Below are 17,234 nucleotides of genomic sequence, written 5' to 3'. Positions count from 1 at the left end.
GCATTAAATTGGGCGGCGTTCCAGTGTCGTGGAAGTTTAGCAGAGCGTTTTTTCTTCGATGAATTTATTGACGCAATTCATCAGGTCTTGTGCCGTTGGCTGTGCCAAGGCTTGCGCTGCCAACGCCTTCACATCTTCGAAATTCGTGTTGCGAATAATTTTCTTGATGCGCGGGATTGAAATCGCACTCATGCTGAACTCATCCAGCCCCATGCCCAATAACAACAGTGTAGCACGCTCATCGCCAGCCAGTTCACCGCACATGCCGGTCCACTTGCCTTCCGCGTGAGATGCATCAATAACCTGTTTAATCAGGCCAAGTACTGATGGGGACATCGGGTTATAGAGATGAGAAATCAGCTCGTTGCCGCGATCTACCGCCAGAGTATACTGGGTTAGATCGTTTGTCCCAATACTAAAGAAGTCGACTTCTTTCGCCAGGTGGTGAGCGATGACCGCCGCAGCCGGTGTTTCCACCATCACGCCCACTTCGATGCTCTCGTCAAACGCCTTGCCTTCTTCGCGCAGCTGCGCCTTCAGCGTCTCGATTTCGCCTTTCAGATCGCGCACTTCTTCCACGGAGATGATCATCGGGAACATGATGCGCAGTTTGCCGAACGCCGAGGCGCGCAGGATGGCGCGCAGCTGGGCATGCAGGATTTCACGGCGGTCCATCGCGATGCGGATGGCGCGCCAGCCGAGGAACGGGTTCTCTTCCTTCGGCAGGTTCATGTACGGCAGGTCTTTGTCGCCGCCGATGTCCATGGTGCGGACGATCACCGCTTGCGAACCCATGGCTTCCGCCACGGCCTTGTAAGCCTGGAACTGCTCGTCTTCGGTCGGCAGCGAGTCGCGGTCCATGAACAGGAATTCGGTACGATACAGGCCGACACCTTCCGCGCCGTTGCGCTCTGCACCCGCGACGTCGCGCACGGTGCCGATGTTGGCGCAGACTTCAACCTGATGGCCGTCCAGCGTAATCGCCGGCAGGTCCTTCAGCTTGGCCAGATCGTTTTTCTCGGTGATGTATTGGTTCTGGGCGGCTTTCAGCTGATCGATAACGTCAGCGGTCGGGTTAACGTAAATTTTGTTGTTAACCGCGTCCAGAATCAGGTAGTCGTCGTTTTTCACCTGCTTGGTCACGTCGCTGGTACCGACGATCGCCGGCAGCTCCAGGGAGCGCGCCATGATGGAGGTGTGGGAGGTACGGCCGCCGAGGTCGGTGATGAAGCCCAGCACTTTGTCCAGGTTCAGCTGCGCGGTCTCTGACGGGGTCAGATCGGTGGCCACCAGGATCACTTCGTCCTGAATGGAGCCCAGATCGACGATCGGCATGCCCAGGATGTTCTGCAGCAGGCGCTTGCCGATGTCGCGCACGTCGGCGGCGCGTTCTTTCAGGTATTCGTCGTCCAGCTCTTCCAACGCTTTCGCCTGACCTTCGATCACGGTGTAGGCGGCGGCGTCTGCGGAGGCCAGCTCATCTTTGATTAGGGCTATGATTTCCTGCTCAAGCTCTTCGTCTTCCAGCAACATGATGTGGCCTTCGAAGATAGCTTCCTTCTCTTCGCCGAAGGTTTCGCCAGCTTTGGTCTTGATCGCTTCCAGCTGTTCGGACGCTTTCGCGCGGCCGGCCAGAAAACGCGAGACTTCCTGCTCTACTTGATCAGCAGAGATTTTTTTCCGGTTGATGACAATGTCGTCTTCTTTCAGCAAGAGAGCCTTACCAAAAGCGATGCCCGGTGATACTAAAATGCCTGAAATCATAACCCTACCTTACTCTTGACTGGTGTTAACTAAAAAGACGGGCCGATTACTCAAGCTCTGCCATCAGTTTTACCAAGTGCTCAACGGCTTTCTGCTCGTCTTCACCTTCAGCGGAGATGGTCACTACGGTCCCTTGAGTCAGCCCCAGAGTTTGCAGTTTGAACAGACTTTTAGCGCTGGCGCTTTTGCCGTTGGAGGTCACGGTGATGTCAGACGTGAAGCCTTTGGCTTCTTTAACGAACTGAGCGGCAGGGCGAGTATGCAGACCATTCGGAGCGGTAATAGTAACTTCTTGCTGGAACATTGATGTTTCCCCAACTTATTGGATTAATGTTGTGGTGCTAAAGTTTAGCCCAGGGGCCTGACTTTAGCTTGCCTGGTTATAGCGCCTGACTATGGACAGGGGCGAACGTTGATGCAACAGAAAACGACGCGTTAGGCACTTCAGATCAAAAAACTCGGCTTTAGACGTCGTTCCAATCCGCTCCCCATTATGCCCGATTCGACGCGTCGGCGACAGATGAGTAAATCGATTCAGCCTTGACCGGGCTCGGGGGGTGATTAATTTTGCGCATCGAAATAATGCACCGTTAAATACTAAAGGAGACGGGCAAAAGCAATCTTGGACTGCTATAAAGTTTGATCCAGTCCACAAAAAAGCACCCCGCAGGGTGCTTTTTTAGCGATTTGTGCAGTGCTGGAATTACTGTTGCAATTCCTGCTCGGTGAACAGATCGGCAAACAGCGCGGTGCTCAAATAACGTTCGCCGGAAGACGGCAGGATCACCACGATGGTCTTGTCGGCGAACGCCGGTTCTTCGGCCAGTTTTACCGCTGCCGCGACCGCCGCGCCGGAGGAGATACCCGCCAGGATGCCTTCTTCGTCCATCAGGCGACGCGCCATGCTGATGGCTTCGTCGTTGGAGATTTTCTCGACGCGATCCACCAGGTCCAGATCGAGGTTGCCCGGAATGAAACCGGCGCCGATGCCCTGAATCTTGTGCGGGCCCGGTTTCAGCTCTTCACCAGCCAGCGCCTGGCTGATGACCGGCGAGTCGGTCGGCTCGACCGCCACGGTGGTGATGGCTTTGCCTTTGGTGTTCTTGATGTAGCGGCTGACACCGGTCAGCGTGCCGCCGGTGCCGACGCCGGAGATGAACACGTCGACTTCCCCATCGGTGTCTTCCCAGATTTCCGGGCCGGTGGTTTTCTCATGGATCGCCGGGTTGGCCGGGTTGCTGAACTGTTGCAGGATCAGGTAACGGTTCGGATCGGTGGCGACGATCTCTTCCGCTTTGGCGATGGCGCCCTTCATGCCTTTCGCCCCTTCAGTCAGCACCAGGTTGGCGCCCAGCGCCTTGAGCAGCTTGCGGCGCTCGATGCTCATGGTTTCCGGCATGGTCAGCGTCAGCTTGTAACCGCGCGCGGCGGCGACGAAGGCCAGCGCGATGCCGGTGTTGCCGCTGGTGGGCTCTACCAGTTCCTTGCCGGCGGTCAACACGCCGCGTTGTTCCGCATCCCAAATCATATTGGCACCGATGCGGCATTTGACGCTGAAGCTCGGGTTGCGCGATTCAACCTTGGCCAGAATGCGTCCGTTGCCGATACGGTTCAGACGAACCAGCGGCGTATGGCCGATTGTTAATGAGTTGTCTTCATATATCTTGCTCATAGCCCGTCCTTTAACTCTATGAAAATGTGGGGAACATCGAAAGCATACGCTAACAGTACCGGCAGGGAAGTAAAGAATTGGTATATCTATATGTTATTAGGAAATAAGTTTTAAGCACAATGATAAGGGCGCGAAATGCGCGCCCTGTCGAAAATTCCCGCGCTATCGGCGGTAAAAAACGGCGATTATCGGACGAATTGCGAGCGGTAGCGATCGACCCACATCGCGGTGGCGCCGCAGACGGCGACCGGCAGGATCACCAGATTGAGGATTGGGATCATGGTGAACAGGCTGACCAGCGCGCCGAACTGCAGGTTGTCGGTTTTGTGCTGGCGCAAGGCGCGGCGCATGTCGGCAAAGCTCACCTTGTGGTTGTCGAACGGGTAGTCGCAATACTGGATCGCCAGCATCCAGGCGCTGAACAGGAACCACAGCACCGGCGCCACCGTCTGACCGATGCCGGGCACGAAATACAGCGCCAGCAGCAGCAGCGCGCGCGGCAGGTAATACATCAGCTTGCGCCATTCGCGCGCCATGATGCGCGGCAGATCTTTGGCGATGCCGAGCAGGCCGGTGTCCGGCAGCGGTTTGCCGGTCAGGCTGCCTTCGAGCTGTTCCGCCAGCAGGCCGCAGAACGGCGCGGCAATAAGATTGGTGATGGTGCTGAACAGATAGCTGAACACCAGCAGCACCGAAACGACCGCCAGCGGCCACAGCAGGTAGCTCAACCATTGCAGCCAGTCGGGCACGTGGCTCATCATCGCCGGGATCCAGTCGCCGAGCCGGCTGAACAGCCACCAGAAAGCGGAGCCCATCAGCAGCACGTTGACCAGCAACGGCAGGACCACATAGCGTTTAATCCCCGGGCGTGAAATCAGGCGCCAGCCTTCGGCAAAATAGTGAATGCCGCTGGTCGGGCGGGAAGGGGGCTGCGTATAGGACATATCTTAAGTTATCTCGTTGTCTGAACAGGCATCATTATCATATAGGGATGATTTTCCACTGGCTAGGGTAGGGTTGGCTGAAAAACCAGCAGAAAAAGGCAGTATAATCATCTTTATTGGCATAAAGTTCAGCACGGACTTGCACTTGTGTGCGCGGGCAAATAGAGTTAAAGAGTGAATGTTTGCCGCGGTGGCAATGTATTGGAACAACAGAGATAGCAATGATGCAGGATTTGCGTCTGATATTAATCGTTGTTGGCGCGATCGCCATAATAGCGCTGTTATTGCACGGTCTGTGGACCAGTCGCAAAGAACGGTCAGCGCTCTTCCGCGATCGCCCAGCCAAACGTTCCCAAAAGGAACGTGAACAAACTCCGATCGACGATCTCGAAGAAGGCGTCGGTGAGGTGCGCGTGCGCGCCGCTCACCCGCAAGACGAGCCGTCATTCGGCCATTTCGATGCCGCACGCGAAGAACCCGTGGCCGCGCCGAAGCCCGCTCCGGCGGCTGCGCCAGCGCCCCGCGCCGTTCAGCCGGCCGCTCATCAGACACCGCCTCCGCTGTCTCAGCGGCCGGAGTATGATGACATCCTGCTGAACAACTACGCGCCGGACGAAGAACAGGCCGAGCCGCAGCAACCGCAACCGGCCGCGCGCCGCGAGCCGCGCGTCGACGATCTGCCGCATGAACATGAGGCGCCGCAGGTGGCGGAACCGGCATTCCACGCCGAACCGGCCCCTGTGCAGCCCGCGCCGGCAGCGAAGCCGGCGCAGGAACCTGCGCCGCAGCCACAACAGCCGGCGGTTGCGCCAATTCCGGCTAAGCTGAAAGAGACCGTGCTGGTGCTGCACGTCGCGGCCCATCAGGGCGGCGTGATCGGCGGCGAAGTGCTGCTGCAGAGCGTGTTGCAGGCGGGCTTCCAGTTTGGCGAGATGGGCATCTTCCACCGCCATATCAGCCCGGCCGGCAGCGGCCCGGTGCTGTTCAGCCTGGCGAACATGGTCAAGCCGGGATCGTTCGATCCTGACATGATGTCCGACTTCTCCACGCCGGGCGTGTCGATGTTCATGATGGTGCCGTCTTACGGCGACGCCAATCAGAACTTCAAGCTGATGCTGCAGTCGGCGCAGCGCATCGCCGACGACGTGGGCGGCGTGGTGCTGGACGACGAGCGCCGCATGATGACGCCGCAGAAGCTGGAAACCTACAAAGCGCGCATCCGTGAAGTGTTGGAAAACAACGCCTGACCGGGTTGCCGCGCGCACTGAACATCCGTAACAACAAAGCCCCCGCTAGCCGGGGGTTTTTTATCTTTGATGGTGAGCCATGGAATCGATAATCCAACAAATCAATCAACTACGAGCCACATTGCGCCATCATGAATACCAGTATCATGTGCTGGATGCGCCGGAAGTGCCGGATGCGGAATATGACCGCCTGATGCGCGAGCTGCGCGAGCTGGAGAGCGCGCATCCTGAGTGGGTCACCGCCGATTCGCCGACCCAGCGCGTGGGCGCGGCACCGCTGGCGGCGTTCGACCAGGTGCGTCACGAAGTGCCGATGCTGTCGCTGGACAACGTGTTTGACGAAGAGAGCTTCCTGGCGTTTTACAAGCGCGTGCAAGATAGGCTCAAGAGCAGCGATCCGCTGACCTTCTGCTGCGAGCTGAAGCTGGATGGCCTGGCGGTCAGCCTGCTGTACGAAGACGGCGAGCTGGTGCGCGCGGCGACGCGCGGCGACGGCACCACCGGTGAGAACATCACCGCCAACGTGCGTACCATCCGCGCCATCCCGCTGCGCCTGACCGGCGACAACATCCCGCGCCGGGTGGAAGTGCGCGGTGAAGTGTTTATGCCGCAGGCCGGTTTTGAGCAAATGAACGAAGAAGCCCGGCGCAAAGACGGCAAGGTGTTCGCCAATCCGCGCAACGCCGCCGCCGGATCGCTGCGTCAGCTCGATCCGCGTATTGCCGCCAAACGTCCGTTGACCTTCTTCTGCTATGGCGTTGGCCTGCTGGAAGGCGGCGAGCTGCCGCGCAGCCACTTTGAGCGCCTGATGCAGTTCAAAGCCTGGGGTCTGCCGGTCAGCGATCGCGCCCAGCGTCGCACCGGCAGCGAGGAAGTGCTGGCGTTTTATCGCCAGGTCGAGCAGGACCGCGCGCAGCTCGGTTTCGACATCGACGGCGTGGTGATCAAGATTGACGACATCGACCTGCAGGAAACGCTGGGCTTCGTGGCACGCGCGCCGCGCTGGGCGACGGCGTTCAAATTCCCGGCGCAGGAGCAGATCACCGTGGTGCGCGAAGTGGAGTTTCAGGTTGGCCGCACCGGCGCGATTACGCCGGTGGCCCGCCTTGAGCCGGTGCTGGTGGCCGGGGTGACCGTCAGCAACGCGACCTTGCACAACGCCGATGAAATCGAGCGTCTGGGGCTGCGCATCGGCGATACGGTGATCGTGCGCCGCGCCGGCGACGTGATCCCGCAGGTGGTGGGGGTGCTGGAAGACCGCCGGCCGCAGGATGCGCGCGAAGTGGTGTTCCCGCTGCATTGCCCGGTGTGCGGTTCCGACGTTGAGCGCGTGGAAGGCGAGGCCGTGGCGCGTTGCACTGGCGGGCTGATCTGCGGTGCGCAGCGCAAGGAGGCGTTGAAGCACTTCGTTTCCCGTCGCGCGCTGGACGTAGAGGGCATGGGCGACAAGATCATCGAGCAGCTGGTGGACAAGGAGTACGTGAAGAATCCGGCCGATCTGTTCCGCCTGTCCGCCGGCATTCTGACCGGCCTGGATCGCATGGGGCCGAAATCGGCGCAGAACCTGGTCAACGCGCTGGAGAAATCCAAGCAGACTACCTTCGCCCGCTTCCTGTACGCGCTGGGCATTCGCGAGGTCGGTGAGGCGACCGCTGCCAACCTGGCGGCGCATTTCGGTTCGCTGGAGAAGCTGTTCGCCGCCGATATTGAGGCGTTGAAAGAAGTGCCGGACGTCGGTGAAGTGGTGGCCAAACACACCCGCAACTTCCTCGATGAAGCGCTCAATCAGCAGGTGATCAACGAGCTGGTGGGTGCCGAGATCGGCATTCATTGGCCGGCGCCGGTGGTGGTGGTGGCGGACGAGATAGACAGCCCGTTCGCCGGCAAAACCGTGGTGTTAACCGGTTCGCTGAGCCAGCTGTCGCGTGACGAAGCCAAAGATCGCCTGACGGCGCTGGGCGCCAAGGTCAGCGGCAGCGTATCGAAGAAAACCGACCTGGTGATCGCCGGCGAGGCGGCCGGTTCCAAGCTGGCGAAGGCGCAGGAGCTGGGTATCGCGGTGATCGATGAAGCGGAGATGATCCGCCTGCTGGGTGACTGATGGAAAAAGAAAACCTGCTGGAGATCGCCAATACCGTGATGCCGTTCGGCAAGTACCAGGGGCGGGTGCTGATCGACCTGCCCGAAGAGTACCTGCTGTGGTTCGCTCGCAAAGGCGAATTCCCCAAAGGCAAGCTCGGTATGCTGATGGAGATGACGCTGGCGATTAAAATCGAAGGGCTTGACCACCTGGTCAAGCCGCTGAAGAAAAGCTGATCTGACGGGCCTTGGCCCGTCTTTTTTTTACCCGCGCGACGCCTGTGCGTTGGGCACCGCCTGTTGCGTCTGCCGCTTACGCTGGTACCTCTTCGCCAACACTGCGCAGGTCATCAGCTGCACCTGATGAAACACCATCAGCGGCAGCACCATGATCCCCACCTGAGCCGCCGGAAACAGGATATTGGCCATCGGAATGCCGTTCGCCAGGCTTTTCTTCGAGCCGCAGAACACGATGGTGATCTCGTCCGCCTTGCTGAACCCCAGCCAACGCGCCATGTAAGTGTTCACCACCAGCACGATCGTCAGCAACACGATGCTGCCGCCGACGATAAACGCCAGCGAACCAAGCCCGACCTGATGCCAGATGCCGTGCGTCACCGCTTCGCTGAAGGCGGCGTACACCACCAGCAGAATCGAGGTCTGGTCGGTTTTGCCGATCAGCGGGCGATGGCGTTCGATCCAGCCGCCGATCAGCGGCCGCAGCAGGTGGCCGGCGACGAACGGCACCAGCAGCTGCAGCACGATCGAGCCGACCTGCCGCAGGCTGCCGGTATCGCCGTGCACATTCATCAGCAGGCCGACCAGCAGCGGCGACACGAAGATCCCGAGCAGGCTGGAGGCGGAAGCGCTGCACACCGCCGCCGCCACGTTGCCGCCCGCCAGCGAGGTGAAGGCGATGGCCGATTGCACGGTGGCGGGCAGGATGCACAGGTAGATGAAACCGGCGTACAGCTCGGGGCTGACGTCGATCGGCGCCCACCAGGCGAACAGCATGCCCAGCGCCGGAAAAATGATGAAGGTGCTGAACATCACCCACAGATGCAGCCGCCAGTTATTGCTGCCGGCCAGGATGGCCTCGCGCGACAGCTTGGCGCCGTGCATGAAGAACAGCAGGGCGATGGCGGCGATGGTCAGGGCGTTGAGCCAGCCGACGAACTCGCCGCGCGCCGGCAGGAACGACGCCAGCAATACGGTGGCGATCAGCGTCAGGGTAAAACGATCGGGCAGAAATCTCATGGCGGTGCGCTCAGGGTAGAAAATCGATGGGGCTATTCTCCCGCGTGGGCATATAATAATTAAATTGATTTATTTAATTCATATATGAATAAAACACATGAATTACTCACTCAAACAGCTGCGGGTGTTCGTCGCCATCGCTCGCCACGGCAGTTTCAGCCGCGCCGGTGAGGCGATTGGTCTGACGCAATCGGCGGTCAGCCACAGCGTGAAAGAGCTGGAAGCAGAGGTCGGCGTGCGCCTGCTGGATCGCACCACGCGTGAAGTGGTGCTGACCGACGCCGGCCTGCGGCTGGCCAATCGGGTTGAGCGGCTGCTGGACGAACTGCAGGCCGCGTTGCTGGATGCGCGCAGCTTTGGCGTACAGCGCAGCGGCACGGTGCGGGTGGCGACGAGCCAAACCATTTCCGCCCATCTGATGCCGCAGTGCATCGCCGCCGGTGAGCGCGAATACCCGGAGATCCGCATCATGCTGCGCGATCAGGCGCAGCAGCAGGTGCTGCACAGCGTGCGCAACGCGGAGGTGGATTTCGGCATCGTGGTCGATCCGGTACAGGCGGTGGATCTGGAGTGCGAAGCGGTGCTGCACGAGCCGTTCCTGTTGCTGTGCCGCGACGATCATCCGTTCGCGGCGCAGCAGGCGGTACATTGGTCGGCGCTGAACGGTTGCCGCCTGGTGTTGCAGGACTATGCGTCGGGCAGCCGACCGCTGATCGACAGCGCGCTGAGACAGCAGGGCGTGGAGGCGCCGGTAGTGCAGGAAATCGGCCATCCGGCGACGCTGTTCCCGATGGTGGCGGAGGGGATCGGCATCAGCATTTTCCCGGCGTTGGCGTTGCCGCTGCCGGAAGGGGGGCGGCTCCGGGTGCGGCGGCTGGTGCCGGAGATCAACCGTGCTCTGATGCTGGTGCGGCGCAAGAACCGTTCGCTGACGCCGGCGGCGGAGGCCATCTGGCAGGTGGCGCGTCAGCAGGCGGCGCTGCTGCAACAGCGCCGGCAGGAAAACGCGGAATATTGACTCAGATATAGACGTCCACAGCGTTGAGCGGCGTTGGGCGGTTTACGCCGTCGCCGGATTGCGCCGCGGCTTTTGCCATCTGCTCCTGCTGCTGCTTTTCCATTTCTTCTTTCTGGATGCGGGCGATTTCTGCCTGCAACATTTTGATCTGCGCTTCGATCAGCTGCTTCTGCTTTTCGATTTCCTTAGGATCGGCGTCGGAGTCCTTTAGCTCCACCAACTTTTGCTGCAGCGCCTGAATCTGCCGGTTCAGCGCCTTGATGCGGGCCGAGGCGCGGCTTTCGTTGAGGTTGACCGGTTCGTCATTGCCGTTGGCGCGTTCGTTTTTCTCCATCTTGCCGCCCTGCGGCTGGTTGTTGACCGGTTTGGCCATCAGCAGTTCGCCCTGATGGCCCGGCGCGCTGAACACGTTGCTGACGCCGGGAACGGTATTTTTGATCGGTACTATCATGGTGATGGTGGTCGACATGGATGCTCTCCCTGAGTCGGTATATCGCTGTTCAGGGTATCGGCAGCGGCGGCTAAATCTTTACCTGCCGCAGATGCGGCCAGCGCAGCAGCCAGCCTTTGTCGAGCACCCGCTGGGCATAGGCGGCGCGGTCGCCGTTTTTCACGTTGAAGGTGATGGTGTCGTTGAACAGCGCCGCGAGCCCGAAGGGGGCCACCAGCGTGATGCTGTCGTCGGCGTTCAGGCGTGCGCCGATCGCCGTTTCCACTTCGGTCCAGAAGCTGATGGCCTCTTCGCTGTTGCGGTAGGGCGCCCGGCCGCTGCGCAGGTGCATGCGCGCCTGGTTCTTGACCGACCACGGCTGCGGCAGCCACTGTTGCAAACGTGCTTCCAGCATGCGATCGCGTTCGGCCTGCGCACGCTCCGCATCGAAATGAATCACGTCGATATCGTTGAGCGGCGTCGCCACGGCGTAGCCATGCCGCCGGTCCCACACCAGATTGCGTACAAAGCCGGCGCCGAGGCACCAGTCATTCAGGCCGAGCCTGCGCACGGTGCGCAGGGCCGCCATGCGAGTGTTATCTTGTTGCAGCCATTCGATAATTTGCCGTTGCGGATCCATCACCCCTCCCGTTTTCGCGGCTACTGTAACCCGAAGCGGCGGTGGGTGAAATGGGGGAAAGCATGATGGCGGCGATCGCCGGCAAAATAATTTTCTTCTCCCGCTGACTACACTTGGTGCAGGGCTTGTATCTCGTCACGCAGGGCAAGGGAGGGGGCTATGTATCAGGCAACGTTGGGCCAACGCGGTTATCGCTTCGGCGACCTGCGCCAGCTGATGGCGAAGGCTTCGCCGGCGCGTTCCGGCGATTATCTGGCGGAAGTGGCAGCGCAAAGCGCCGAAGAGCGCATGGCGGCGCGCATCGCGCTGGCGGATGTGCCGCTCAAGGCGTTCCTGCAGCAGCCGCTGGTGCCGTACGAACAGGACGAGGTGACGCGCCTGATTATCGACAGCCACGATGCCGTCGCCTTTGCGCCCATCTCGCACCTCACGGTCGGCGATTTTCGCGACTGGCTGCTGAGCGAGCAGGCGGACAGCGCCATGCTGGCGCAGGTGGCCGCCGGCATAACGCCGGAGATGGCGGCGGCGGTCAGCAAGATCATGCGCAATCAGGATCTGATCCTGGTGGCGAAGAAATGCCGAGTGGTGACGCGTTTTCGCAATACGATCGGCCTGCCGGGCCACCTCAGCGTGCGGCTGCAGTCCAATCACCCGACCGACAGCCTGCAGGGCATCGCCGCCAGTATGCTGGACGGCCTGCTGTATGGCAGCGGCGACGCGGTGGTCGGTATCAACCCGGCCAGCGACAGCCTGCCGCTGCTGGAAAAACTCAACTACATGCTGGACGATGTGATCCAGCGCTTCGCCATTCCCACCCAATCCTGCGTGCTGACCCACGTGACCAACACGCTGCGGCTGATGGAGCGCGGCACGCCGGTGGATCTGGTGTTTCAGTCGATCGCCGGCACCGAGGCGGCCAACCGCGGTTTCGGCATCAGTCTGGCGCTGCTGGCGGAGGCGCAGCAGGCGGCGCTGAGCCTCAAGCGCGGCACATTGGGCGATAACGTGATGTATTTCGAAACCGGGCAGGGTAGTTGCCTGTCGGCCAACGCGCATCACGGCGTCGATCAGCAAACCTGCGAGGCACGCGCCTATGCGGTGGCGCGCCATTTTTCGCCGCTGCTGATCAACACCGTAGTGGGGTTTATCGGCCCGGAGTATCTGTATGACGGCAAACAAATCATCCGCGCCGGGCTGGAGGACCACTTCTGCGGCAAGCTGCTCGGCCTGCCGCTGGGCTGCGACGTCTGCTATACCAACCATGCCGAAGCCGATCAGGACGACATGGATACCTTGCTGACGCTGTTGGCCGCCGCCGGGCTGACGTTCCTGATCGGCGTGCCGGGCGCGGACGATATCATGCTTAACTACCAAAGCACCTCGTTCCATGATGCGCTTTATATCCGCGAGCTGCTGGGGCTGAAACACGCGCCGGAATTCGCCGCCTGGCTGGCGGCGATGAACATCACCGACGAGCGCGGGCGGCTGCGCGATGCCGCCGCCAATCACCCGCTGTTGCTGGCGCTGCAGGGAGAACGCACATGAGCAAACCGGTACACGTCAACAGCTGGGACGCGCTGCGCGCCTTTACCGATGCGCGCATCGCGCTGGGGCGCACCGGCGCCAGCCTGCCGACCGACGAGCTGCTGCGCTTCGGCCTGGCCCATGCCCAGGCGCGCGACGCGGTGCATCAGCCTTTCGACAGCGAGCGGCTGGCGGCGGATCTGCACGAGGCCGGTTGGCCCTCGCTGGCGGTGCGCAGCCAGGCTGCTGACCGCGCCGCCTACCTGCGTCGGCCGGATCTGGGGCGGCGACTGGCGCCGGACAGCCGCAGCCTGCTGCTCGGTCTGCCGCCGCGCCGCATCGATTTGTTACTGGTGGTGGCGGACGGCCTCTCCTCCAAGGCGGTGCATCGCCAGGCGCTGCCGTTGCTGCAGGCGCTGTTGCCCTACCTCGAGACGCTGGGGCTGGCCGTCGCGCCGGTGGCGCTGGCGCATCAGGCGCGGGTGGCGCTGGGGGATGAGATCGGCGAATGCCTGCAAGCCCGGGCGGTGGCGGTACTGATCGGCGAACGGCCGGGGCTGTCGTCGCCGGACAGCCTGGGCGTCTATTTGACCTGGGAGCCGAACTCGCACAGAAGAGACTCTGAGCGCAACTGCATCTCCAACGTGCGGCCTGAGGGGCTGGATTATCCGCAGGCGGCGTTCCGCCTGGCCTGGCTGCTGGAGCAGGCGTTTCAGCGGCGATTGACCGGCATCGAGCTGAAGGACGAGAGCGACAACCCGGCGCTGCACAATCGGGTCACGCCGCTTTACGCCCAACTGGGCGGCTGACCGATGGTTTGCTGCAGCAGGGCTGTGAAGGCCGCCAGCCGGGCGGATACCTTCGCCATTGGCCGCAGCAGGTAGATGCCTTGCTGCTCATGGCGCGGATCTTCCAGCATCTGCACCAGTTGTCCGTTCTGCACGTCCGGCCCCACCACCCAGTTGGGCAGAAAAGCGATACCCAGGCCGAGCAGCGCGGCCTGACGCTGCGCGGTGAAGTCGTCGCAGCGCAGCGCCATGGTGCAGCGGCTCATCAGCGCCGCGTCGAGGATCTGCGCCCAACAGGCCGGCTGCTGTTTGTGGTAGCGGGCGATCAGCCGGTGCTGCGGCAGCGCCTCCAGATCGGTCGGCAGGCCATAGCGCGCGACGTAGGCGGGGCTGGCGCACATAACCCAGCGTTGGGTGGCGATACGGCTGGCGTACAGCGCGCTGTCCTTCTGCTCGCCGATACGGATGGCGACGTCCAGCGGTTCCTGCGTCGGATCGGTCTGGCGTTCGGTCAGATCGAGATCGATCCACAGCTGCGGATAGCGCTCCGTCAGCGTCGGCAGCAACGGCAACACATAGGTTTTGCCGAAGGTCGGCAGACAGCTGATGCGCAGCGTGCCCTGCGGCGTTTCGTTCAACGCGCTCAGCTCGGCGTGAATACCGGTAATGTCCGTCATCAGCGCGGCGGCGCGCGTCAGCAGCAGCTCGCCGGCGTCGGTCAGCAGCAGCCCACGGGTGGAGCGGACGAACAGCGCGGCGCCGAGCGCGCTTTCCAGCGCGTCGATATGGCGCACCAGCGAGGAGGGCACCATGCCCAACCGGCGTGCGGCGGCGGAAAAGCTGCCCAGGCGGGCCACGTCGAGAAAGATCGGTAGATGTTCAACATAACGGGCGTCATTCATTTTTGCATTATATGCAAAAGCGTTTCTTATGAATACCCGCTTCTCTGTCGGCGGCGCTGCGGCTACTCTGGCTGCGGGTTGACGGCGGGCTTCAACGCCGCCGCATCCCGGCCGTATAGAGAGAAAACGCATAAACCTCGCGGCGCTTAGCACTAAATAACAGATGTTTTTCCCAGGCTGCACAAGCCGCCTGCGGAGTTGATTGTCGCTCCAACACCAGATTAACCGTTCAATTTGATATCCGACTCGGTATTAATGATTAGTGAGCCTTTACTGTCACGCATTATGCCGTGAGTTCTGGATATCGGCCGGCCAGCCGTGCCGGTTTTTTTGTCGCCTCAGGCTGAATCGTTCCAACTGATGAACGCGACCTGGGCGGCATCTTGGCTCACCGCCGGTGGGTCTTTTGAACGCGCGGAACCGCGATTCCGCGCTGGTGGAGGAGTTAGTCATGAACGAAAAACACGGGTGTTCCTGTGCGCGCCATTTGGCGCAGGGTTTCGCCAGGCAGTCGATCAACGCCGGGGAGGGCGAAATCTATCAAATCTCGCTGATGAGCGCGCTCATTGACGGGGTCTACGAGGGCGAAACCACCATTGCCGAGCTGCTCAAACACGGCGATTTCGGCCTCGGCACCTTCAATCATCTGGATGGCGAACTGATCGCCTTCGACCAGGAAATACACCAGCTGCGCGCCGACGGCAGCGCCCGCCCAGCCGGTCTGCAACAGAAAACCCCTTTCGCCGTCGTCACCTTTTTCCAGCCCAGCGTCAGCCAGCAGTTCGACCGGCCGATCACCAAGGCGCAGCTGCACCAGTGCATCGACGAGCAGGTCGCCTCGCCGAACCTGTTTTGCGCGGTAAGGGTTGATGGCGAGTTCAGCCATGTGGAAACCCGCACCGTGCCGCGTCAGGAACGGCCCTATCGCCCGATGCTGGAAGCGATAGAAGAGCAGCCGACCTTCTCGTTCCATCAGCGGCGCGGCACGCTGGTCGGCTTCCGCTCGCCGGATTACATGCAGGGCATCGGCGTGGCCGGCTATCACGAACATTTCGTTACCGACGACCGCAGCGGCGGCGGCCACGTGCTGGACTACCAGCTCGATCACGGCCGCTTGCAGTTCGGCGTCATCACCCGTCTCAATCTTCAGTTGCCGCATGATGCGGATTTCTTGCGCGCCAACCTCTGCCCAGAGGATTTGGACCGCGCGATTCGTTCCGCCGAGGGCTAACCCCGGCGATCGTTTTCTTAGGAGGTGGAACCATGGCACAGGAAAAAACAGGCAATGACTGGCAATGCGGCGCCGATTTGGTGGTGAAAAACCTGGAAGCGCAGGGCGTCAAACACGTTTTCGGCATTCCGGGCGCCAAGATAGACCGGGTGTTCGATTCGCTGGAGGACGCACCGTCGATCGAAACAGTGGTGGTGCGGCATGAGGCCAACGCGGCCTTTATGGCGGCGGCGGTCGGCCGCCTGACCGGCAAGGCCGGGGTGGCGCTGGTCACCTCCGGGCCGGGCAGTTCCAACCTGATCACCGGGCTGGCCACCGCCACCTCGGAAGGGGATGCGGTGGTGGCCTTCGGCGGAGCGGTGAAGCGCGCCGACAGCCTGAAGCAGACGCACCAGAGCATGGATACCGTCAGCATGTTCCGGCCGGTGACCAAGTATTGCGCCGAAGTGCACGCCGGCTCGGCGATTTCCGAGGTGATCGCCAACGCCTTCCGCCGCGCCGAGTTCGGCCGCCCGGGGGCGTCGTTCGTCAGCCTGCCGATGGATATCGTCAATGAACCGGTCACGGCGCCGGTGCTGGCCGGCTGCCGCTTGCCGCGCATGGGGGCCGCGGCGGCGGACGACATTCAGGCGGCGGTGAAACTGATCCGCCAGGCCAAATGCCCGGTATTGCTGCTCGGTTTGCAGGCCAGCCGGCCAGAGAACAGCGAGGCGGTGCGCCATCTGCTGTACCGCACCCATATGCCGGTGGTCGGCACCTATCAGGCGGCGGGGGTGATCGACGTCAATCACTTCGCCCGTTTTGCCGGCCGCGTCGGTCTGTTCAACAACCAGCCGGCCGATCAGTTGCTGCAGAAGGCCGATCTGGTGGTGAGCGTCGGCTATGATCCGATCGAATACGATCCCTGCATGTGGAACAGCCACGGGCGGCTGAAGCTGGTGCATCTCGACGTGCTGCCGGCGGATATCGATACCTGTTATCGTCCGGACGTCGAGCTGGTGGGCAACATCAGCGCCACGCTGAACATGATGACCGAAGCGTTCAGTGAGGCAGTCTGCGTGCCGCCCGAGGTGGAACTGATCCTCACCGATCTCGGCCGTCAACGCACTGAACTGGCGGAGCGCGCCGCGCGGCGCGGCGGTATGCCGATCCACCCGCTGCGCATCGTCAAGGAGCTGCAGGACATCGTCAGCGACGACGTGACGCTGTGCGTGGACATGGGCAGCTTCCACATCTGGATCGCCCGCTATCTTTACAGCTTCCGCGCCCGCCAGCTGTTGATCTCCAACGGCCAGCAAACCATGGGGGTGGCGTTGCCGTGGGCCATCGGCGCGGCGTTGGTGCGCCCCGGCGACAAGGTGGTGTCGATCTCCGGCGACGGCGGGTTCATGCAGTCGAGCATGGAGCTGGAGACCGCGGTGCGGCTGAAAAACAACATCGTGCACGTCATCTGGGTGGATAACGCCTATAACATGGTGGAGATGCAGGAGGTGAACAAATACCAGCGCAAATCCGGCGTGGAGTTCGGGCCGATTGACTTCAAGGCCTACGCGGAATCCTGCGGCGCGGTCGGTTTCGCCGTACAGTCGGTGGACGATCTGCGGCCGATGCTGCGCAAGGCGATGGCGATCCAGGGGCCGGTGGTGGTGGCCATTCCGGTCGACTATGCCGACAACTATAAGCTGATGGCGCAGATGAACTTCAGCCAGATGATTTAATTTCATCATCGCGTGGTTTC

Annotated in this window: 16 protein-coding genes; 8 read left to right on the top strand and 8 right to left on the bottom strand. The window is 61.6% G+C overall.

What is annotated here, in order from left to right; genetic code table 11:
• Nucleotides 1-36: 36 nt before the first annotated feature.
• The 4 genes from ptsI to cysZ all read right to left on the bottom strand — a co-directional run bounded on the left by ptsI (nt 37) and on the right by cysZ (nt 4,380).
• Nucleotides 37-1,764, bottom strand: a complete 1,728-nt coding sequence (gene ptsI / locus ATE40_RS14450) for a phosphoenolpyruvate-protein phosphotransferase PtsI (RefSeq protein ID WP_025160148.1) — start codon at nt 1,762-1,764, stop codon at nt 37-39.
• Between the two features lie 46 nt (nt 1,765-1,810).
• Nucleotides 1,811-2,068, bottom strand: a complete 258-nt coding sequence (gene ptsH / locus ATE40_RS14445; RefSeq protein WP_004936458.1) for a phosphocarrier protein Hpr — start codon at nt 2,066-2,068, stop codon at nt 1,811-1,813.
• A gap of 399 nt (nt 2,069-2,467) precedes the next feature.
• Nucleotides 2,468-3,436 carry a cysteine synthase A gene (gene cysK, locus ATE40_RS14440; protein ID WP_016926786.1) on the bottom strand — a complete coding sequence of 323 codons (969 nt, stop codon included), beginning with the start codon at nt 3,434-3,436 and terminating at the stop codon, nt 2,468-2,470.
• A gap of 185 nt (nt 3,437-3,621) precedes the next feature.
• Nucleotides 3,622-4,380: a sulfate transporter CysZ gene (gene cysZ, locus ATE40_RS14435; protein ID WP_019453845.1), complete on the bottom strand. Its 759-nt coding sequence runs from the start codon at nt 4,378-4,380 to the stop codon at nt 3,622-3,624.
• Between the two features lie 221 nt (nt 4,381-4,601).
• Between cysZ and zipA the strand changes: the two genes are divergently transcribed.
• The 3 genes from zipA (at nt 4,602) to ATE40_RS14420 (ending at nt 7,943) form a co-directional block, all read left to right on the top strand.
• Nucleotides 4,602-5,627 carry a cell division protein ZipA gene (gene zipA, locus ATE40_RS14430; RefSeq protein WP_063919828.1) on the top strand — a complete coding sequence of 342 codons (1,026 nt, stop codon included), beginning with the start codon at nt 4,602-4,604 and terminating at the stop codon, nt 5,625-5,627.
• A gap of 79 nt (nt 5,628-5,706) precedes the next feature.
• On the top strand, nt 5,707-7,728 hold the full coding sequence (gene ligA, locus ATE40_RS14425; protein ID WP_063919827.1) for an NAD-dependent DNA ligase LigA: 2,022 nt from the start codon (nt 5,707-5,709) through the stop codon (nt 7,726-7,728).
• Nucleotides 7,728-7,943, top strand: a complete 216-nt coding sequence (locus tag ATE40_RS14420) for a DUF3820 family protein (RefSeq protein WP_004936441.1) — start codon at nt 7,728-7,730, stop codon at nt 7,941-7,943. The genes ligA and ATE40_RS14420 overlap by 1 nt, the downstream gene beginning before the upstream one ends.
• Nucleotides 7,944-7,970: 27 nt before the next feature.
• Here ATE40_RS14420 and ATE40_RS14415 read toward each other — a convergent pair whose 3' ends face one another.
• The gene (locus tag ATE40_RS14415) at nt 7,971-8,963 is read right to left on the bottom strand and encodes a bile acid:sodium symporter family protein (protein WP_019453842.1); all 993 of its coding nucleotides are present in this window, start codon (nt 8,961-8,963) and stop codon (nt 7,971-7,973) included.
• 97 nt (nt 8,964-9,060) lie between these two features.
• On the opposite strand from ATE40_RS14415, the gene ATE40_RS14410 reads away from it, so the two are divergent.
• Nucleotides 9,061-9,981 (top strand): LysR family transcriptional regulator, encoded by a 921-nt coding sequence (locus tag ATE40_RS14410; protein ID WP_063919826.1) that lies wholly within the window; start codon nt 9,061-9,063, stop codon nt 9,979-9,981.
• Between the two features lies 1 nt (nt 9,982).
• On the opposite strand, the gene ATE40_RS14405 is transcribed toward ATE40_RS14410, so the two are convergent.
• On the bottom strand, nt 9,983-10,450 hold the full coding sequence (locus tag ATE40_RS14405; RefSeq protein ID WP_019453840.1) for a FlxA-like family protein: 468 nt from the start codon (nt 10,448-10,450) through the stop codon (nt 9,983-9,985).
• Between the two features lie 52 nt (nt 10,451-10,502).
• Nucleotides 10,503-11,051 (bottom strand): nucleotidyltransferase family protein, encoded by a 549-nt coding sequence (locus tag ATE40_RS14400; protein ID WP_019453839.1) that lies wholly within the window; start codon nt 11,049-11,051, stop codon nt 10,503-10,505.
• 159 nt (nt 11,052-11,210) lie between these two features.
• Between ATE40_RS14400 and ATE40_RS14395 the strand changes: the two genes are divergently transcribed.
• Both ATE40_RS14395 and eutC read left to right on the top strand, forming a co-directional pair.
• On the top strand, nt 11,211-12,596 hold the full coding sequence (locus ATE40_RS14395; protein ID WP_063919825.1) for an ethanolamine ammonia-lyase subunit EutB: 1,386 nt from the start codon (nt 11,211-11,213) through the stop codon (nt 12,594-12,596).
• Nucleotides 12,593-13,384, top strand: a complete 792-nt coding sequence (gene eutC / locus ATE40_RS14390; protein ID WP_019453837.1) for an ethanolamine ammonia-lyase subunit EutC — start codon at nt 12,593-12,595, stop codon at nt 13,382-13,384. Before ATE40_RS14395 ends, eutC begins: the two co-directional genes overlap by 4 nt.
• On the opposite strand, the gene ATE40_RS14385 is transcribed toward eutC, so the two are convergent.
• Entirely contained in the window at nt 13,363-14,265 is a 903-nt protein-coding gene (locus ATE40_RS14385) for a LysR family transcriptional regulator (RefSeq protein WP_063919824.1), read from the bottom strand. The genes eutC and ATE40_RS14385 overlap by 22 nt on opposite strands.
• Before the next feature lie 451 nt (nt 14,266-14,716).
• Here ATE40_RS14385 and budA point away from each other — a divergent pair, with 451 nt between their 5' ends.
• Complete coding sequence (budA, locus tag ATE40_RS14380; RefSeq protein WP_033643951.1) at nt 14,717-15,496, top strand: acetolactate decarboxylase; 780 nt, start codon at nt 14,717-14,719, stop codon at nt 15,494-15,496.
• A 32-nt stretch (nt 15,497-15,528) separates the two neighbouring features.
• Entirely contained in the window at nt 15,529-17,214 is a 1,686-nt protein-coding gene (gene alsS, locus ATE40_RS14375) for an acetolactate synthase AlsS (protein ID WP_019453835.1), read from the top strand.
• The last annotated feature ends 20 nt before the right edge of the window (nt 17,215-17,234 follow it).

It is taken from the genome of Serratia surfactantfaciens (assembly GCF_001642805.2).
Lineage (GTDB): Bacteria > Pseudomonadota > Gammaproteobacteria > Enterobacterales > Enterobacteriaceae > Serratia > Serratia surfactantfaciens.
The sequence above is the reverse complement of the archived record's forward strand: the minus strand, read 5'-3'. Positions and strand labels throughout refer to the sequence as shown.